This is a genomic window from Janthinobacterium sp., from assembly GCF_009923995.1.
Lineage (GTDB): Bacteria > Pseudomonadota > Gammaproteobacteria > Burkholderiales > Burkholderiaceae_D > Janthinobacterium.
The window spans coordinates 65,447-82,803 of sequence record NZ_RFSK01000012.1 but is presented as its reverse complement, the minus strand read 5'-3'; the positions used below and the strand labels follow the sequence as shown (position 1 = coordinate 82,803).

Annotated in this window: 13 protein-coding genes and 1 tRNA gene; 2 read left to right on the top strand and 12 right to left on the bottom strand. The window is 63.3% G+C overall.

The features are described 5' to 3' along the window. Positions 1–18: 18 nt before the first annotated feature. The 11 genes from EBS11_RS08870 to EBS11_RS08820 all read right to left on the bottom strand — a co-directional run bounded on the left by EBS11_RS08870 (position 19) and on the right by EBS11_RS08820 (position 15,567). Complete coding sequence (locus EBS11_RS08870) at positions 19–1,563, bottom strand: alpha-L-arabinofuranosidase C-terminal domain-containing protein (protein ID WP_290602114.1); 1,545 nt, start codon at positions 1,561–1,563, stop codon at positions 19–21. Positions 1,564–1,579: 16 nt separating this feature from the next. Further along, entirely contained in the window at positions 1,580–3,499 is a 1,920-nt protein-coding gene (locus EBS11_RS08865) for a glycoside hydrolase family 97 protein (protein WP_290602113.1), read from the bottom strand. A 182-nt stretch (positions 3,500–3,681) separates the two neighbouring features. Beyond that, positions 3,682–4,449: an SDR family oxidoreductase gene (locus tag EBS11_RS08860; protein ID WP_290602112.1), complete on the bottom strand. Its 768-nt coding sequence runs from the start codon at positions 4,447–4,449 to the stop codon at positions 3,682–3,684. A gap of 88 nt (positions 4,450–4,537) precedes the next feature. Beyond that, complete coding sequence (locus EBS11_RS08855) at positions 4,538–6,115, bottom strand: aldehyde dehydrogenase (NADP(+)) (RefSeq protein WP_290602111.1); 1,578 nt, start codon at positions 6,113–6,115, stop codon at positions 4,538–4,540. Further along, positions 6,112–7,104, bottom strand: a complete 993-nt coding sequence (araD1, locus tag EBS11_RS08850; protein WP_290602110.1) for an AraD1 family protein — start codon at positions 7,102–7,104, stop codon at positions 6,112–6,114. The genes EBS11_RS08855 and araD1 overlap by 4 nt, the downstream gene beginning before the upstream one ends. A gap of 12 nt (positions 7,105–7,116) precedes the next feature. Further along, entirely contained in the window at positions 7,117–8,859 is a 1,743-nt protein-coding gene (locus EBS11_RS08845) for an IlvD/Edd family dehydratase (RefSeq protein WP_034752921.1), read from the bottom strand. Positions 8,860–9,055: 196 nt separating this feature from the next. Beyond that, positions 9,056–10,141 carry an aldose epimerase family protein gene (locus tag EBS11_RS08840; protein WP_290602108.1) on the bottom strand — a complete coding sequence of 362 codons (1,086 nt, stop codon included), beginning with the start codon at positions 10,139–10,141 and terminating at the stop codon, positions 9,056–9,058. A 17-nt stretch (positions 10,142–10,158) separates the two neighbouring features. After that, positions 10,159–11,106, bottom strand: a complete 948-nt coding sequence (locus EBS11_RS08835; RefSeq protein WP_290602106.1) for a glycoside hydrolase family 43 protein — start codon at positions 11,104–11,106, stop codon at positions 10,159–10,161. Positions 11,107–11,130: 24 nt separating this feature from the next. Then, positions 11,131–12,483: an MFS transporter gene (locus tag EBS11_RS08830; RefSeq protein ID WP_290602104.1), complete on the bottom strand. Its 1,353-nt coding sequence runs from the start codon at positions 12,481–12,483 to the stop codon at positions 11,131–11,133. A gap of 189 nt (positions 12,484–12,672) precedes the next feature. Then, positions 12,673–15,330: a TonB-dependent receptor gene (locus EBS11_RS08825; protein WP_290602103.1), complete on the bottom strand. Its 2,658-nt coding sequence runs from the start codon at positions 15,328–15,330 to the stop codon at positions 12,673–12,675. Positions 15,331–15,393: 63 nt separating this feature from the next. Continuing rightward, entirely contained in the window at positions 15,394–15,567 is a 174-nt protein-coding gene (locus EBS11_RS08820; RefSeq protein WP_290602101.1) for a hypothetical protein, read from the bottom strand. Between the two features lie 71 nt (positions 15,568–15,638). Here EBS11_RS08820 and EBS11_RS08815 point away from each other — a divergent pair, with 71 nt between their 5' ends. Beyond that, positions 15,639–16,316 (top strand): type 1 glutamine amidotransferase domain-containing protein, encoded by a 678-nt coding sequence (locus tag EBS11_RS08815; protein WP_290602099.1) that lies wholly within the window; start codon positions 15,639–15,641, stop codon positions 16,314–16,316. A 103-nt stretch (positions 16,317–16,419) separates the two neighbouring features. Here EBS11_RS08815 and EBS11_RS08810 read toward each other — a convergent pair. Then, positions 16,420–16,495: transfer RNA gene (locus EBS11_RS08810), tRNA-Arg, on the bottom strand. Positions 16,496–16,694: 199 nt separating this feature from the next. Between EBS11_RS08810 and EBS11_RS08805 the strand changes: the two genes are divergently transcribed. Continuing rightward, positions 16,695–17,258 (top strand): c-type cytochrome, encoded by a 564-nt coding sequence (locus EBS11_RS08805; RefSeq protein ID WP_290602097.1) that lies wholly within the window; start codon positions 16,695–16,697, stop codon positions 17,256–17,258. Positions 17,259–17,357: the final 99 nt, after the last annotated feature.

The following is a 17,357-nucleotide window of genomic DNA, read 5'->3' as shown; positions in this document are numbered from 1 at the left end:
CAACAGGAAGCGGGAAGCTTATTCGACGGCCACCACCACGACGGCCTTGGCCGGCACCGAGACAGTCAGCTTGCCGCCCTGCGCCTTGGCATTGAAGGCCACCGGCTGCACGGCTTGCGGCTGCGCAAAGCTGTTGACGGCATCCATCTTGCCTGCGGTCAGCACACGGCCATCCACGCTGGCCACTTGCTTGCCGGCCAGTGCCACGTTGACGTCGACGGCCTTGTGCGGGTTGGTGTTGACCAAGGACAAGTACACCTTGCCATCCTTGGCCCGCGCGGCCGAGGCGCTCACTTCAGGAATGCTGAACTTGCCCAGGCTGTACTTGCCATTGCCCTGGATGGCGACCGGCAGGGAGGTGGCGTCCTGGAACGGCACGTACATCTGGAAGGCGTGATACGTGGGCGTGAGGAAATACTTATCCTTGTCCGTGATGATCATGGCCTGCAGCACGTTGACCATTTGCGCGATATTCGTCATGCGCACGCGGTCCGCGTGTTCATGGAAAATATTGAAGTTCAGGGCGGCGACGAGCGCATCGCGCAAGCTGTTTTGCTGGAACAAAAAGCCCGTGTTGGTGCCTGGCTCCACGTCGTACCAGGTGCCCCATTCATCGACGTACAAGCCGGTCTTTTTCGACGGGTCGTTCTTGTCGATGGCGGCGATATTGTTCTTGATCAAGCTATCGATGCGCAAGGTGCGGCTCAGAGTCGAGATCCATTCATCTTCGCCAAAGCCCGTGGCCGCGCCCTTCTTTTCCCACACGCCCGTCGGCACCGTGTAGTAGTGGAAACTGATGGCGTCCATCATGTTCGGCTTGATTTCGCGGCTCAGGGTGTCGGACCAGCTGATGTCGTCGTCATTGCCGCCGCTGGCGATGAATTTCGGCCGCGCGCTTTCCGGCGTCTTCATGAAGGTGTGGTAGTGCTTGTACAAGTCCGTGTAGTACTGCGGGCGCATATTGCCGCCGCAGCCCCAGGCTTCGTTGCCGATGCCAAAGTAATCGACTTTATAGGGCTGGGCGCGGCCATTCTTGCGGCGCAGCTCGGCCAGGGTCGACTTGCTGTCCGAGGTCATGTATTCCAGCCATTCGGACATTTCCTGCGGCGTGCCGGAACCGAGGTTGCCATTGATGTAGGTCTGTGCGCCCAGCAGCTCGGCCAAGTCGAAGAATTCGTGCGTGCCGACGGCATTCGACTCTTCCACGCCGCCCCAGTTGGTGTTGACCTTGGTCGGGCGCTTGTCGCGCGCGCCGATGCCGTCCTTCCAGTGGTATTCATCGGCGAAGCAGCCGCCCGGCCAGCGCACGAGGGGCACGTGTAACTGTTTCAGCGCGCCCAGCACGTCGTTGCGCCAGCCCTTGGTGTTCGGAATCGGCGAATCCGGGCCCACCCACATGCCTTCGTAGATGCCCGTGCCCAGGTGCTCGGCGAACTGGCCGTACACGTTCTTGTTGATCACGGGACCGGGCTTGGCCACGTCGATGGTGACATTCACGGGGGCGGCGAAGGCGCTGCCGACGGCCAGGCTCAAGGCCAGGATGCTGGTGTTGACGAATTTCATGCTGTCTCCTGTTGTTTTAATTAAAGATTGCTACAAAGCCGCCATGCGGCTTGATCGTGATGACGGCCTTGCCGGCCGCAATTTCCTGCTGGCTGAATGTGCGCTCGCTGGCGCCGTCCGTGATGAGGGCGCCGCGCTTGCCTTCCAGGAAGGACAAGTCCACGGTGAAGGTCTGCGCGCTGGCCTGGGCATTGATGCCGGCCACGTACCAGCGCTCGCCCGCCTGGCGCGCCAGCATCAGGTACTGGCCGGGCACGCCATCGAGGAAGCGGCTGTCATCCCAGCTGCGCGGCAGTTCCTGCAAGAACGTTTTGACATAGGCGGGCACGCCGGCCATGCCGGCGGGCACTTCCGCAAAGTTCTGCACGCCCGACAGGAACAGCACGGACAGCGCCAGCTCAAAACCGTTGCGCGTGGCGCGGCGGATGTTGGGCACGTCGCCAAACACCATGGGCGTGAAATCCATGGGGTCGAACAGGTTGCGCGCGAAGGGCAGCATGGCCGCATGGGCGGGCATGGCATCCTGGTCGCGCTGTTCAAAAGTGGTAAATTCCAGGCCCTTGACGCCTTCGGCCGTCATCAGGTTCGGGTAAGTGCGCGCCCAGCCCCGTGGCAAGGTAGCGCCATGGAAATTGACCAGCAAGCCATGCCGCGCCGCATCGTTCAGGATGCCCAAATAATAGGCAATCATCGACTGTCCATCGCCGGCAAAGAAATCCACCTTGATGCCCTTGATGCCCATGCCGGCCAGGCGCGCAAATTCCTCTTCGCGCTGCGCGGCAGTCAACAGCTTGCCTTTCGGGGAATACGTCGTCTTGTTCCAGCTGCCCGAGGAGTTGTACCAGAGGAACAGCCCGACCTTCTTGCTCGCCGCATACGCGGCCAGTTCGGCAATTTTCGCGTAGCCGATCTGGCGGTCCCAGTCCGCATCGACGAGCACGTAATCCCAGTGCATGTCGGCCGCGTAATCGATGAACTGTTTCTGCACCGCATACACGGTGGCATCGTCCTTCAGCAAGCCCCAGCTCCAGGCCGCGTGGCCGGGCAGCACCTTGGCCGTGTCGAAGGCAATGGCGGGGGCGGCCAGGTCCGTACCCAGGGTGCTGTCCATGACGGTGGCCAGGCTGCCGATGGCCAGCACGCGCCATGGCGAACGCAGGCCCGTGGCCGCCTGCGCCAGCAAGGCGCCGCCGGGCGCCACTTCGGCCGCCATCGGCGTGCCGATGCGGTAGACGCCGCCCCTGGACTGCGCCTGCAGGCGCGAGGCGTGGAAGCTGCCATCCATGTCCGCTTCCGTCAGCGCCACCCAGGTGTCGCCCGACTTGAACAGGGCCGGGAAGACCCAGCCGGCCGCCAACGGCGACGGCGTGCCCACGGGGATATCCATGCGGTAATGTTCTTCGTAGGCGGGATTGGTGTTCATCCAGCCCGTCTGCGCCACCTGCATCGGCTGCAGCCAGGCCCGCGTGGCGGGTGCAAAGCTGAAGGCCGTGCTTTCCTGCAGCATGGCGCCGGCCCCGCCCGGCACCTGGCCCAGCACGTAGCGCAAGGCCACGCCATCGTTGGAGACGCGGAACACCACGTCCATGGCATGCCCCTGCGCATTTGTCACCGTGAAGCGCTGCTCGTTGGCCGCGTAATCGATGACGCGGCGCTTGCCCGTGGCCATGGTGTAGCGCTCGGCCACGGGCGTGACGGGCGAGGCGGCGCCCAATGTCAGGCGGCGCGACAGGTCCAGGCCGGCAAACTGCAGGCCCAGGGCCGATGGCAGGATGACGGGCGCACCCGAACGCTGCACGGCATAGGTGACGCTGCCGCCCGGGTCGGGCGCGACCTGGACGTGCAAGGTGCCGTCGGGACTCTTCAATGCCTGCGTGCCTTGCGCACTGGCGGCGCCGGCGCAAACGAGGGCGATGCTGCAAACGAGAAATTTCATGTTCAGCTTCCGGATGTGGCGATGCCTCTCCTGCCGCGGGGTTGGGGCGGCATGAGCGGTGCTTCAAAAGGAGGTATGGCTGCGGAAAGGCCCGCACCCGACAAAACGCCCAGGGCTAGGCGCCTTGCCGAAGACAGTACGCAAGTACGGCTAGGCAAGGCAACAACGCCCTGGACGTTTTGTCAGACCCAGCCGGCGTCGACGATGAATTCCTGGGACGAGCACATGGCGCCGTCATCGGAAGCGAGGAACAGCACCATGGCGGCGATGTCCTGCGGCATCAGTTTATTCGGCAGGCACTGGCTTTTCTTGATTTCCACTTCCGCCGCGTCGTCGACCCACAGATCGATCTGGCGCTGCGTCATGACCCAGCCGGGCGTGACCGTGTTGACGCGGATGTTATGCGCGCCGAAATCGCGCGCCAGGCCCCGCGTCAGGCCGACGACGGCTGCCTTGGTGGTGGCATACACGGGGTAGCCGCCCGACTTCATGTGCCAGGAAATCGAACTGACGTTGATGATGGAACCGCCGCCCTGGCGCTTCATGCCTTCGAAGACGGCCTGGCAGGTGAAGAACATGGGACGTTGATTGATCGCAATGCGCTCGTTCCAGTACTCGAGCGTGACGTCCTGCGCCTGGTGGCGCTGGTCGTTGGCGGCATTGTTGACGAGGATATCGAAGTCGCCCAGCTTGCCTGCCAGCTCGGCCATGACGGCTTGCAGGGAGGCAATATCCGTGATGTCGCAATAACGGAACAATGGTGCGGTCCAGCCCGCTTCAGCCAGGCGGCGGCACAGGGCCTCGCTCGCATCCACGGCAATATCGACAAACGCCACCAGGGCGCCCTGGGCGGCAAACTCCGTCACGAGGGATTCGCCGATGCCGCTGCCGCCACCCGTGATGAACACGCGCTTGCCCTGCAAGCTGCCATATTTCGCCAATTGCTTCATTCTCGTCTCCACCTGTTTATTTTTTTAGGTACAACGTACAACACAAGCTGGCGCGGCAAGGCCATCGGCCCCGCCGCGCAGCAGCTTTTTAGTCCTTGCCCAGCACGCCGTCCTTGCGGCGCCAGATGCCCAGCGGATTATCGTCGCGCAACGACTCCGGCAGCAAGTCCTGCGCCAGGTTCTGGTAGGACACGGGACGCAGGAAGCGGTTGATGGCGGCCGTGCCCACCGACGTGCTGCGGCCATCGGACGTGGCCGGGAACGGGCCGCCGTGCACCATGGCCGTCGACACTTCCACGCCCGTGGGGAAACCGTTGGCCAGGATGCGGCCCACGCGGCGTTCCAGCACGGGCAGCAAGCGGCGCGCATCGTCCAGGTCGCCCGCATCCATCTGCAGGGTGGCCGTCAGCTGGCCTTCCAGGCTTTCGGTGATCGCCAGCAATTGTTCCATGTCGCGGCACGCCACCAGCAGCGAGGCCGGGCCGAAGACTTCGTCGCGCAAATCGTGCTTGGCCAAAAACGCCTCGCCCGAGGTGACGAACAGGGCGGCGGCGCCCTTGCCTTCCTCGCCCGCGTTCTGCACCAGCGGCGTCACGTCCGCGTGCTGCGCCAGGGCGGCGACGCCCTTGGCATAGCTGCTGGCGATGCCGGCCGTCAACATGGTGGCGGCCGGGGCCGGCGCCAGCGCTTCGGCGGCGGCGGCGGCGAAGGCCGTGAAATCAGCGCCGGCCAGGCCCAGCACGAGGCCGGGATTGGTGCAGAACTGGCCCACGCCCATCGTCAGCGAAGCGGCAAAGCCGCTGGCGATCGTGGCGCCACGGGCAGCCAGCGCTTGCGGCAGCACAAACACGGGGTTGATGCTGCTCATTTCCGCGTAGACAGGAATCGGCTGCGGACGCTCGGCCGCCACCTTCATCAGGGCGATGCCGCCCGAGCGCGACCCCGTAAAGCCGACGGCCTGGATGGCCGGATGGGCTACCAGGCCCTGGCCGATGCCATTGCCCGTGCCCGTCAGCAAGGCGAAGACGCCCGCTGGCAGCTTGCAGATGGCGATGGCTTTCACGATGGCGCGCGCCACCAGTTCGGACGTGCCCGGGTGGGCCGAGTGGGCCTTCAGGACGACGGGGCAGCCGGCCGCCAGGGCCGAGGCCGTATCGCCACCGGCCACGGAAAAGGCCAGCGGGAAGTTACTGGCCGCGAAGACGGCGACGGGGCCCAGGCCGATCATGCGCAAGCGCAAGTCAGGACGGGGCGGCACGCGGTCCGGCAGCGGGCTGTCGATGCGCGCATCCGTCCACGAACCCTCGCGCAGCAGGCCGGCGAACAGCTTTAATTGACCTACCGTGCGGCCACGCTCGCCTTCCAGGCGCGCGCGCGGCAAGCCGCTTTCCGTCATGGCGCGCACGATCAAGTCGTCGCCCAGTTCCACGATTTGCGCGGCGATGGTGTCCAGGAAGTCGGCGCGTTCGGCGTCGCTGGTGGCGCGGAAAGGGTCGAATGCGGCTTGCGCCAGGCGGCAGGCTTCGTCGATTTGCGCTGCGTCAACCATGTGGAAGGCGGGCGCGATGTGCGCGCGTGCGGCCGGATCCCAGGCCTGGAAGGAACCGCCATTGCCCTTGACGGCAACGCCGCCGATCAGTGCATCACCGGTGATAGGGAAACTCATAATGTGCTCACTTTCGCAAATTCGGTTGGGAAGACGTCGAGGCGGTTGCGCAAGGCAGGGCCAAAGGCCGGCGCTTCGATTTCAAAGGTGTCACCCGGCGCTACGCTGACGCCATCGGCAAAGCTCAGGGTGGCCGTGCCAAAGAAATGCACGTGCACGTCACCGGGGCGCTTGAACAGCGGATACTTGAAGTGATGGTGTTCCAGGTTGGCGATCGTGTGCGACATATTCTCTTCGCCGCTGACGAAGGCTTTTTCCCAGCGCACATTGCCATCCGCGTCGCGCACGCGCGAAGTGCCGTCTATGTGCGGGGGCAATTCGCCCACCAGCAGGGCCGGACCCACGCTGCACACGCGCAGCTTCGAGTGGGCCAGGTACAGATAGTTCTGGCGTTCCGTCACGTGGTCCGAGAATTCATTGCCGATGGCGTAGCCGACCCGGTAGGGCTGGCCGTCGTCGCCGATCACGTACAGGCCGGCGATTTCCGGCTCTTCGCCGCCATCGAGGGCAAAGTCCGGCATGCGCAGCGGCTGGCCGCCTGCGCGCACGATGGAGCCGTCGCCCTTGTAAAACCATTCGGGCTGGGCACCGGCCGTGTCGGCGGCGGGCTTGCCGCCTTCCACGCCCAGGCGGAACATCTTCATGGAGTCGCTCAGGGATTCGGCGTCGCCGCCGATCTTCTTGTGCATGGCGTCGCGCGCGCCGGCGCTGCCCAGGTGGGTCAGGCCCGTGCCCGTCACGTAGCAGTGCGCCTCGTCCGCGTGATCGAGCGGCGCCAGCAAGCGGCCGCCGGCGGCCACGTCCGCATAGGAATGCGTGGTAGTGCCGACGCTGGCGTTCACCAGCTCCGCCAGGTTGACCTTCTTGCGGATGGCGTCTTGCGCCAGCGCATACGTCGTGTTGTAGCCTTCGATGACGCGGATCACGTCGTCTTGCAGCAGGCCGACAAGGCGGCCGCCGTGTTCATTCGTAAATTGCAGCAACAGCATGGGAGTCTCCGCTTAGTGTGAGTGGCGCGGCACGGCGGAACCGCGATTGCCGACCAGGAAGTCGAAATCGCAGCCTTCGTCGGCCTGCAACACGTGTTCGATGTACAGCTGCTGGTAGCCGCTCTTCGGCCCCGGTGCGCTGCCCAGTTCGCGGGCCGCCAGGCGCTCGGCGATTTCCGCGTCGCTGATGTCGATGTTCAGGCTGCCGTTATGGCAGTCGAGGGCGATCATGTCGCCATCCCTGACGATGCCCAGCGGGCCGCCGGCCATGGCTTCCGGCGCCACGTGCAGCACGACGGTGCCGTAGGCGGTGCCGCTCATGCGCGCATCCGAGATGCGCACCATGTCCGTGATGCCCTGCGCCAGCAGCTTGGGCGGCAAGCCCATGTTGCCCACTTCCGCCATGCCCGGATAGCCTTTCGGGCCGCAGTTCTTCATCACCAGCACGGAATTGGCATCGACGTCGAGATCCGGATCAACGATGCGCGCTTTGTAATGTTCGAAATCTTCGAAAACGACGGCCTTGCCCCGGTGCTGCATCAAGTGTGGCGAGGCGGCCGAGGGCTTCAGCACGGCGCCGCGCGGCGCCAGGTTGCCGCGCAGCACGCAGATGCCGCCATCGGCCAGCAGCGGGTTGTCCAGGGTGCGCACCACTTCATCGTTGTAGATGGGTGCTTCGACGCAGTTGTCCCACAGCGACTTGCCATTGACGGTCAGCGCATTCTTGTGCGGCAGCAAGTCGCCTTCGCCCAGGCGGCGTATCACGGCCGGCAAGCCGCCCGCGTAGTAAAACTCTTCCATAAGGAAACGGCCCGATGGCAGCAGGTCGACGATGGTCGGCGTGCCCCGGCCTACCTTGGTCCAGTCTTCCAGTTCCAGCGGGACGCCGATGCGCCCGGCGATGGCCTTCAAATGGATCACGGCATTGGTCGAGCCGCCGATGGCGGCGTTGACCTTGATGGCGTTTTCAAACGCTTCGCGCGTCAATACTTTCGACAGGCGCAGGTCTTCGTGCACCATTTCCACGATGCGGATGCCCGACATATGCGCCAGCACGTAGCGGCGCGAATCGACGGCAGGGATGGCCGCGTTGTGCGGCAGCGAGGTGCCCAGCGCTTCGGCCATGCTGGCCATGGTCGAGGCCGTGCCCATGGTGTTGCAGGTACCGGCCGAGCGCGACATGCCCGATTCGGCCGACATGAACTGGTGCAGGGTGATGGAGCCGGCCTTCATCTGCTCGTGCAGCTGCCATACGGCCGTGCCGGAACCGATATCCTTGCCATTCAGCTTGCCGTTCAGCATGGGGCCGCCGCTGACGACGATGGTGGGAATGTCGACGCTGGCCGCACCCATCAGCAGCGCCGGCGTCGTCTTGTCGCAGCCGACCAGCAGCACGACGGCGTCCATCGGGTTGCCGCGGATCGATTCTTCCACGTCCATCGAGGCCAGGTTGCGCGTCAGCATGGCCGTCGGGCGCAGGTTCGACTCGCCGTTCGAGAAGACGGGGAATTCCACGGGGAAACCACCCGCTTCCAGGATGCCGCGCTTGACGTGTTCGGCCAGCTGGCGGAAATGCGCGTTGCACGGAGTCAGCTCGGACCAGGTATTGCAGATGCCGATGATGGGCTTGCCGTGAAACTCGTGGTCAGGTATGCCCTGGTTTTTCATCCAGCTGCGGTACATGAAGCCGTTCTTGTCCTGCGAGCCGAACCACTCGGCGGAGCGCAGGGCTACCTTCTTTTTTGTCTCAGACATGCCATTCTCCTGGTTGTGCTATGCCGGATCTAATGTCGTCGGCCCGGGCAGCGATGTTGGGATACTAAAGAATCCTGCCATGCCTTTCCAATCAATTTTTAATCCGTTCCGATATCGAAAACGATATCGGCATGCGCCAATGAAAACGCCCTGCGGGCGCATGGCGGCAGGGCGTGGACGGTTTCGAGCGCGGCGCTTACTCGGCGGAAAAGCGGTACACGGTTTCCGTCCGATACTCCTCGCCCGGACGCAGGATGGCGCTGGGGAACTGCGCCTGATTGGGCGCATCGGGGAAATGCTGGGTTTCCAGGCACAGCGCGCTGCGGTAGCTGATGGCGCGCAGCTTGCCGTACTGGCTGCTGTCGAGGAAATTACCGGAATAAAACTGGAGGCCCGGCTCCTGCGTGTACACCTGCATGCTGCGGCCCGAGGCGGGATCGCGCACGGTGGCGGCCAGGTTCAGCAGCTGGCCCGGCTTTTGATTCAACACAAAGTTATGGTCGTAGCCCCGGCCGATGCGGATCTGCTCGTGCGGCAAGTCGATGCTGTCGCCGATGACGGTGGGTTGGCGCAGGTCGAATGGCGTGCCGGCCACGTCCGCCAGCTCGCCCGTGGGGATGGAACCGGCGTCGACGGGCAGGTAGCGGTCCGCGTTGATGGACAGTTCGTGGCCGAGGATATGCCCCTGCCCCGCCAGGTTGAAATAGCTGTGGTTGGTCAAGTTGACGGGCGTGGCCTGGTCCGTCACGGCGTGGTAGCGCAGGCTCAGCGCGTTGTCGTCGTCCAGCTCGTAGATGAGGGTCACGTCCAGCTGGCCCGGATAGCCATCTTCGCCGTCCGGGCTGCTGCGCGTGAAGGTCACGCCCACGGCGTCTTCCTTGGTGAACGGCGCGGCCTGCCACATGACCTGGTGAAAGCCCTGGTTGCCGCCATGCAAGTGGTTCGGCGCGTTATTCACGGCCAGCTGGTAATCCTTGCCGTCGAGCTGGAAGCGTCCCTCGGCGATGCGGTTGCCGAAGCGCCCGATGACGGCACCCAGGTAGGCATTGTTGTGCAGATACGGCTCGATGCGCTCGAAACCGAGCACGACGTCGGCAAACACGCCGTCGCGGTCCGGCACGTGGATTTCGCTGATGATGGCGCCAAAATCGAGCACCTTCACTTGCATGCCCTGGCGGTTCGTCAGGGTAAACACGGTGACGTGGTCGCCGTCGGGCAAGACGCCGAAGGGCGCCTGGGTGACGGTGGCGGTGGTAGCAGATGCGGCGGCAACAGGGGTCATGGGCGCTCTTCCAGGGATTACAGGGTCGATGAACGGCCAAACACGGGCATGCCTTGCGCATCCCAGCGCAGCGGCTTCACAAAGGTATGGCGGTCCGGGTTCCACAAAGGATCGCCGACGATTTCCGTGTAGGTGCGGGCATGGTACACCAGCAACACATTATCCCCATCTTCCGCCGTCGTAAAACTGTTGTGGCCGGGGCCGTAGATGCCGTGCTCGTAGCAGGTGGCAAACACGGGCTCGGGCGACTTCGTCCACGAGGAAGGATCGAGCAGGTCGGCGGAGGCATCCGCCCACAGCAAGCCCATGGCGTAGTTTTCATCCGTGGCGCTGGCGGAATAGCTGATGAAGATCTTGCCGTTGCGTTTCAGCACGGACGGTCCCTCGTTGACCCAGAAGCCACGGATTTCCCAGTCGAATTCTGGCTTGCTCAGCATCACGGGCGGGCCGCCCAGCTGCCATGGCGTGGCCATGGGCGCGATGTACAGGTTGGAATTGCCTTCGATGGCGATATCTTTCTGCGCCCACAGGTAATACAGCTGGCCATCGTGCTCGAAGGTGGTGGCGTCCAGGCAGAAGGTGTCGATGCCCGTGTCGACCTGGCCCATGAACTCCCATTCGCCTTCCAGCGGATTCGCATTCGTATTGCGGATCGCATACATGCGGTGCTGGAACAGTTTATGTTTGATCTCGCGGCTCGGCGCGGCGGCGAAATACACATACCAGGCGCCCTGGTTGAAGTGCAGCTCCGGTGCCCACACCAGTTCGCTGTACGGACCCGTCTCCGGCTTGTGCCACACGGCGACTTGCTCCGCATCGGCCAGGCCGGCGATGCTGTCGGCGCGGCGCAGTTCGATGCGGTCGTACTGGGGCACGGATGCCGTAAAGTAATAATAGCCGTCGCTGTGGCGGTAAATATGCGGATCGGCACGTTGTTCGATCAGCGGTTTCAAGATGTCAGCCATGTTGCTTACTCCAAATAATTAATCTCAGGCGGCGACAAAGCCGCGTTTGTGCATTTCCACCTTCACGCCGCGGTAATACTCATCACTGATGCGGTACTTGAACATCAGCAGGCCCATCAGCAAATGGAAGAAGCCGGGGATGACCGACAGCATCAGGGCGATGCCGTTCAGGGCGAATTGCGTCTGCTCATGGTTGGGCTGGTAGTCGAAATACGACAGCAGCATGCCCACCAAAAAGCCTGCCACGGCCATGCCCGCCTTCTGGCAGACGGAAATGCCGCCGAAGGCGAAGCCGGAGACGCGCTTGCCCGTCTTCACTTGACCGTAATCAATGGTTTCCGCGATGGCCGACCAGAACACGGGGGCATGCAAGTCCACCACGAAGGACAGCAGGAAATACAGGGCGAAGGCCAGCACCGTATCGCTCGGCTTGACGAAGAAATAGATCGCCAGGCTGATCAGCGCCACGCCGATCTGCGTGTAGCGGAACAGCTTGACCTTGCAATAGAACTTGGTGATCCACGTCGAGGCGATCATCGCCAGGATGGCGGCCACCACGCCCGTGGTGAGGAAGGCGGCCACGGTTTCCGTGTCGCCGCCCAGGTAGTATTTCGCGTAATAGATGGCGACGGAACCGCGCACCACGTAGCCCACCGTGCCCGTGACGCACACGCCGCACAGCACCAGCCACTGGTCGTTTTTCAGCAGTACGCGCAGCTGCGCCATCAGGGACTGTTTTTCCACCACGTGGACGACGCGCTCGGTGGTGGTGAAATAGCAGAACAGGAACAGGGCCACGCCCATCACGGCCATCACGGCCATGGCCGCCTGGTAGCCGACGGCCGGGTTGCCGCCGCCCCAGCGCTGCGACAGGACAGGCACGACGATGGTCACCATGAAGGCGCCGATCTTGGCGAAGAACAGCCGGTAGCCGTTGGCCGACAGGCGTTCGTGCGGGTCGCTGGTCAGGCCGCTGATCAATGAAATATACGGGATGCCCACGCCGGCCGTCATGATCGTCATCAAGATGTAGGTGGAATACGCCCAGATGAGCTTGGCGTCATAGCCCCATTCCGGCGTGGTGAACACAAAGAAGACGCTGACGCCGAACGGCACTGCCAGCCACAGCAGGTAGGGGCGGTAGCGGCCCGAGGCAAAGCTGTAGCGGTCGGTGATCTGGCCCATGACCAGGTCGGCGATGGCGCCCACGACCTTGACGGCCACGAACAGCAGGGCCAGGTCGGTGGTTTTCAAGCCATAGATATCGGTATAGAAAAAGGTAATGATCAACATCATCGACGAGATGACGACGTTGAGCGCCATGTCGCCGGCGCCGAAGCCGACCTTTTCAACGGTAGATAATTTTTGCGTCTCCATGCTTTCCGTCCATTCTTTTTATGATGAATCGTGCCTGACTGCCCAATTGACAGGGGCGCTGCCGGCCGAAACCATGGCAACGCCCTTGGATACTGCTTTTTTCACGCATGTATAACGTTCAGGACAAGGCGCGTTGCCGAAGACAGTACGAGGAGTACGGCGAGGCAATGCAACGCAGCCATGGACGTTTTACATTTTCCAGCGCAACGAGAGGCCAACGGTCCGGTCATAGCGTCGCGTATCGCGCGCATACACGCCCGGCGCGTTCCAGTAATCCTTGAACTTGGTATCGAGCAAGTTATTCCCGTCCAGGGTCAAGGTGAACTGGTCGTTGAGCTTGTACGACAGCGAACCGTCCAGCTGCGCCGTGGCCGCCACTTTCAGGTCCAGGCCGGGGCCGCCCTGGTTGTAGCTGTCGATGAATTTCGAGCGCCAGTTGTAGGCCAGGCGGCCCGACCACGCGTCTTTCTCGTACAGCACGACCAGGTTGTAGGCATAGCGCGACACGCCCGTGATGGCATGGCTGCCCGTCTCGTCGTCGGTCGTGCCGCTCATGTAGGTGCCGTTGGCCTGCAAGCCCAGGCCGTTCAAGATGCCGGGCAAGCCGTCATAGAACTGCTGGTAGCCAATTTCCAGGCCCTGCAGCTTGCCGGCAGCCGTGTTGTACGGGCGGTCCACGTCGTAGACCTTGCCGCCGATGGTTTCGCTGGAAATGCGCTGCTGGATATAGCCGTCGAACTTGTGGTGGAACACGGTGGCGTTGACGGAGCCGGCGGGCGCGAAATACCATTCCAGCGCCGCGTCGATATTGTCGCCCGTCACCGGTTTCAGATCCGGATTGCCGCCCGCGCCCGTCGCTTTCACCGTTTCCGTCGAGTTCACGAGGGCCACGCCCGGGTTGAGCTGGGCAAAGCCGGGACGGCTGATGGTGCGGCCCGCCGCGAAGCGGCCGATCAGGTCGGAGCGCAGCTTGATTTTTAAGGCCACGCTCGGCAGCACGTCCGTGCTGGACGTGTCGCTGACGACGGGCGTGTACACGCCATCCTGCGAACTGTTGCCCTGCAAACTCTGCTCCGTGCGCACGACGCGCACGCCCACGGTGCCGTCGACGGGGTAGGCGCCCAGCTTGAAGGCGATCTTCGCCTTGCCGTAGAGGGAGTACGTCTTTTCCGTATCCTTGAAGAACGAGCCCGGGTCCATGGCGCGCGCCGCGCTGCTGCCCGTGATGGCTTCGCGCAAGGTGCCCGTGTGATTGAGCAGGAAGCTGGCGCACGGCGTGTACCACTGGCTCAAGCCATAGTTCGGTCCGCCGCTGGACATCGGTTCCGACAGGCAATTGAGGCCCGGAATCGACGTCACGCTCTGGCGGCTGAACGGGAACGCGGCGCCGGACACGTCCGGTGCTTCCGCGTTGCCCTCGAAACTCTTGATCGATTGCGCTTCGCGCTTCACGCCGCGCACGCCGACGCTGATTTCCTTGAAGAAGCCGCCGGCACTAGGCGTGTACGCCAGGTCGGCACGCAAGTCGTTCGAGCTGCCTTCATCGCGGCCGTAGCGGTCGAAAAAGCCCTTCAGGTAATAGTTCGACGGGTCTTTCAGGTCGATGCCCGTGTAATCGACGTTCAGGGTGCCGTTCAGATTGGTATTGATGGTGGCGTTCGGCACCTGCGTGATGGCGTCGAGGATGGGGTTGCGCCAGTTGAACGTGCTCCTGGTGCTGGCCAGTTCCGACGTGAAACGCCATTCCGGATTGATTTCCCACAAGCCGCCCACGGCGAACTGGTGCGTATTCGACTCGCTCTTGTTCGCCTGCGTCGACATGATGGTGTTGACGTTGGTGGAGGTCAGGGTTTGCAGCTGGTCCGTGCCGGGAATCCTGGTGGCGGACACGGGCGTGCCCCACCATGGCAGGCCGACGAAATAATCGGATTCCGAGTCCAGCAGGAAACGCGTGGCCATGCCTTCCGCATACAGTTCCACGTCGGCATTCGGCCGCCATTGCAGCACGCCATTGGCGGTCGTGCGGCGGCGGTCGCCCTTGATCGGCAGCAAGCCCACCTGGTCCGGCGCCGTCAGGCCCGGCGAAAAATAACTCTTGTCCACGGGCGCCGTGTTGAACGCGCGTTCCTCATGGTAACGCTGTTGCTGCTGCGACAAGCCGAACAGCGCGCCCACGTCGCCGATGCCCGTCTTCCAGCGGTTCGACACCATGCCGCTGACGTTCGGGTCCGTGGCTTTCGATTTGTCGCTGTAGACGGCGCGCGTGTTCACGCTGGCCGTGAATTCCTTGAAATCGAAGGGGCGGTTGGTGCGCACGTCGATGATGCCGGCCACGCCCCCTTCCACCTGGTCGGCGCCCTGCGACTTGTAGACGTCCACGCGCTGCAGCATGGTGGCGGGAATGTCGGCCAGGTTGACGTAGCGGCCCGTGGTGGTGAACAGTTCGCGGCCGTTGAGCAGGGTCGTGACGTCGCGCAAGCCGCGGATCATGACGGCGCTGGCCTCGCCCGAATCGCGGCGGATCTGGATGCCGGAGACGCGGGCCAGGGTCTCGGCCACGTTGTTGTCGGGGAATTTGCCGATATCGTCGGCCACGATGGAATCGATGACCTGGTCCGAGCGCATCTTGATCTGCTGGGAATTTTGCGCCGAGCGGCGCACGCCGCTGACCGTTACCACGGACACTTCGGCCGCCGCTTCCGCGCCGGCGTCAGCGGCCGCCGTCGCCTGCGCCCCGACCGAGGCGGAGCTGAGCAAGCCGATACCGGCCAGTGCCGCAACGGCTGCCTTCAAGGTGTAGGGACGAGGGGAAGTGGCCGCGAGCGGGCCGGTGGCGTTCGACATCATGCATCTCCAGATATTGTATTGATATTTTTCCTGCTGCTTGCATGTCGGACGCATGCTCGGCGTTTATCTTAGGGGCTGGACGATAATCTCTCCAATCAATTTTTCCACTGTTTTGATATCAATTTCGATATCAGCGCCGGGAGGACTGGGAAGGTTGTAAACCGACAACGGCAGGGGCGTCATGGGCAGGTTTCCCCTGGCCATGCCCAAAAAAGTGGCAGCGCTGGCGTGCAGCATGAAAACGCGAACAGGACTAAGCTGACGGCGTGGCAACCGCCATTCCATCCACCGCTTGCACAGGAGTCCGCATGAACGTTTTAATGGTATTGACCTCGCACGACCAGCTGGGCGACACGGGCCACAAGACCGGCTTCTGGCTGGAAGAATTCGCCGCGCCGTATTACGTGCTGAAAGACGCGGGCGCCCGCCTGACCCTGGCCTCGCCCAAGGGCGGCCAGCCGCCGCTGGACCCGAAGAGCGATGCGCCCGAGTCGCAGACGGCCGCCACGGCCCGCTTCAAGAAGGATGCCGCCGCGCAAGCCGCGCTGGCTGCCACGGTCCCTCTCGCCACGGTGAAGGCGGCCGACTATGACGCCGTGTTCTACCCGGGCGGCCACGGCCCCCTGTGGGACCTGGCCGAAGACCAGGATTCGATCGCCCTCATCGAAGCGCTGCACGCGGCCGGCAAGCCCGTCGCCGCCGTCTGCCACGCCCCCGGCGTCTTGCGCCACGTCAAGGGCAGCGACGGCCAGCCCCTGGTGAAAGGCAAGAAGGTGACGGGTTTCACGAATACGGAAGAAGAGGCCGTGGGTTTGACGAAAGTCGTCCCCTTCCTCGTGGAAGACATGCTCAAGGAAAACGGCGGGGTGTACTCGAAAGGCGCCGACTGGGCCTCGTATGTGCTGACGGACGGCATCTTGATCACGGGCCAGAATCCCGCCTCGTCGGAGGCGGCGGCGCAGGCCTTGCTGAACTTGCTGAAATAAGCATCAAAACGGGACAGGTGGCTGCGCAGCGACAAGCGCAGCCAACGCCTCGTGCGTTGCAGGCGTACTGGCGCTGGAAGATACGGCAAGTCGTGATTTATCTTGGTGCGGCTGGCGGGGATCGAACCCACGACCCTTGGCTTCGGAGGCCAATACTCTATCCACTGAGCTACAGCCGCGTAGGGGGAATTTCTGAAGTGATGCGAAGGATACCGTTTTTCTTTACCTACGTCTACGGAAACTGTCGTATCGCCGGCAATTGCATGTCACTGCTCAATTTTTGTGCCTATAATTGTGGGTTTCATAAAGGTTTACATCCAGGCATGTAAAAATGCTACCTTACACGGCCATCAGTTTCGAATCTGGACTAAGGACATCATGAGCGACGCACATAACGAACAACAATCAGCGATCAAAACGCCTAAACAATTGCTTGCCGCCGTAGCTGGCTTCTTCCTCATCACCGTCATCGGCATCATCTTGCTGGTGCAATTTGTCACCACCCAAAAACTGACGGGCGCCGGCTCGGACAGCCAGTCGCCGGAAGCCATTGCCGAGCGTCTGAGCCCGGTAGCCAATGCGGGCTACACCTTCAAGGATGCCAGCGGTCCGAAAGTGCTGCAAGGCGGCGAAGCCGTGTACACGGCCACCTGCGTGGCCTGCCATGGCGCCGGCGTGGCCGGGGCACCCAAATTTGGCGATGCGGGCAGCTGGTCGGCCCGCCTGGCCCAGGGTTACGATACGGTCCTGAAACACGCCATCGAAGGCTTGCGCGCCATGCCGGCCAAGGGCGGCAATCCCGACCTCGACGACGTGGAAGTGGCGCGCGCCGTCGTCTACATGGCCAACGCCTCGGGCGGCAAGTTCAAGGAACCGGAAGTGCCGGCGCCCGCCGCGGCCGCTGGCGGCGCCTCCGCCCCTGCGGCAGAGCCTGCCAAGTAAGCGCATCGCAGCAGCAAGGAACCGCCCCGATGGGCGGTTTTTTTTCGCCTGGCGCCGGCGCAGACGCAAGGGACGGCGTTGCCGCACGGCGCGGTCCGC